We start from the raw sequence: 2,105 nt of genomic DNA, 5'->3' as shown, positions 1-2,105 counted from the left end.
ACCTGAACCCAAGCCGGCCCAATGCGTTTCGATCACGGGGGGCCAGGGGCGCCGCGCGGCGGCGTCCCTGGCGATCGTCTGTGTTCGTGGTGGCGGAGGGCCCCGAGAGACCCCGGAGAGACCGTGCCCTCCCGCATCGAGGACTACGCGCTGATCGGCGACACACATTCGGCCGCGCTGGTCTCCAGGGACGGTTCGATCGACTGGTTGTGCCTGCCCCGCTTCGACTCGCCCGCGTGTTTTGCCGCCCTGCTCGGTGACGAGAACTCCGGTCACTGGCGGATCGCGCCGGTCGATCCGGTACTCGCGGTGAGCAGACGCTACCGCGGCGACACCCTCGTCCTCGAAACCGACATGACCACGGCGAGCGGGACCGTCCGGATCGTCGACGCGATGTACCCGCGCTCCGGCGAGCACCTGGTGCTACGGCTCGTCGAGGGCATCGAAGGCACGGTCCGGATGCGCAGCGAGACCCGCATCCGCTTCGACTACGGCTCGATCGTTCCGTGGGTGCGTCGTTTCGACGAGCACACGGTGGTCGCGGTCGCCGGCCCCGACGCGGTCACCCTGCGCACGACCGCGCCGATGGAGGGCCACGACATGGCCACCCACGCGCAGTTCACGGTCTCCGCCGGGCAGTCCGTGCCGTTCTCCCTGGCCTGGTGCCCCTCGCACCGCCCGACCCACGCCCGCATCGACGTCCGCCGGGCGATCGACCTGACCGAGTCGTGGTGGGCGGACTGGATGGCCGGCTGCACCTACGACGGGCAGTGGCAGGACGCCGTCCGCCGGTCCCTGATCACCCTCAAGGCGCTGACGTACGCGCCGACCGGCGGCATCGTCGCGGCGGTCACGACCTCCCTGCCGGAGATGATCGGCGGGGTCCGCAACTGGGACTACCGCTACTGCTGGCTGCGGGACGCCACCATCACCCTGCTCGCCCTGCTCGACGCCGGGTTCACCAGCGAGGCCACGGCCTGGCGGGAGTGGCTGCTGCGGGCGGTGGCCGGCGACCCCTCGCAGGTCCAGATCATGTACGGCGTCGGCGGCGAGCGCCGGCTGCCCGAGTACGAGATCCCGTGGCTGCCCGGCTACGAGGGCTCCGCTCCCGTCCGGGTCGGCAACGGCGCTGTCGACCAGTTCCAGCTGGACGTCTACGGCGAGGTGCTCGACGCGCTGCACGTCGCCCGGATGGCCACCGACGTCGACGGCCAGGACGACTCGTGGGCGCTGCAGAGCAAGCTGATGGAGTTCCTGGAGACCGGGTGGCGCAAGCCCGACGAGGGCATCTGGGAGGTCCGCGGGCCACGCCGGGACTTCGTCCATTCCAAGGTGATGGCCTGGGTGGCGGTGGACCGGGCCGTCAAGGGCATCACCGAGTGGGGGCTGCCCGGCCCGCTGGACCGCTGGACGGCGCTGCGGGCCGAGATCCACAACGAGGTCTGCGCCCGCGGCTTCGACCCCGCCCGCAACACCTTCACCCAGTTCTACGGCTCCACCGAACTGGACGCGGCCCTGCTGAACATCCCGCTCGTCGGCTTCCTGCCGGCGACGGATCCGCGCGCCGTCGGCACGGTGGCCGCCATCGAGCGCGAACTCGTCCAGGACGGCTTCGTGCTGCGCTACCCGACCGCGGCGGACGGCGCGGTCGACGGCCTGCCCGCCGGTGAGGGCGCCTTCCTCGCCTGCACCTTCTGGCTCGCCGACAACTACGCCCTGTCAGGACGGGTGCGCGAGGCCCAGGAACTGTTCGAGCGGCTGCTTGCGCTGCGTAACGACGTGGGGCTGCTGGCGGAGGAGTACGACCCCCGCCTCGGCCGGCTGGTCGGCAACTTCCCGCAGGCGTTCAGCCACGTCCCGCTGGTCAACACCGCCCGGACGCTGACCGACGCCCTGCGCGGCCGGCCGCGCTCGCGCACCGACCGGGCCTATCCGCCGGGCCACTTCTTCGGCTGACTCCCCGGCCCGGCCTCCCGATCATCCGCCGGCCGCCCCGCCGTCCGTCATCCGCCATCCGCCACCCGTGCCGAAGCGACCGGGAAGACCGGGAAGACGAAGGCGGCGGGCGAGCGGACGATACGGAGAGGGGCGAGAACGGAGAGGGG

The 2,105-nt window shown here is 71.9% G+C and carries 1 protein-coding gene; it reads left to right on the top strand.

The features are described from left to right. The first annotated feature begins 123 nt into the window (after positions 1-123). Positions 124-1,956: a glycoside hydrolase family 15 protein gene (locus AC5LSR_RS13335; RefSeq protein WP_250282655.1), complete on the top strand. Its 1,833-nt coding sequence runs from the start codon at positions 124-126 to the stop codon at positions 1,954-1,956. Positions 1,957-2,105: the final 149 nt, after the last annotated feature.

It is taken from the genome of Protofrankia sp. CiP1_Cm_nod4, from assembly GCF_982290645.1.
This window is presented reverse-complemented; position numbering and strand designations above follow the sequence as displayed.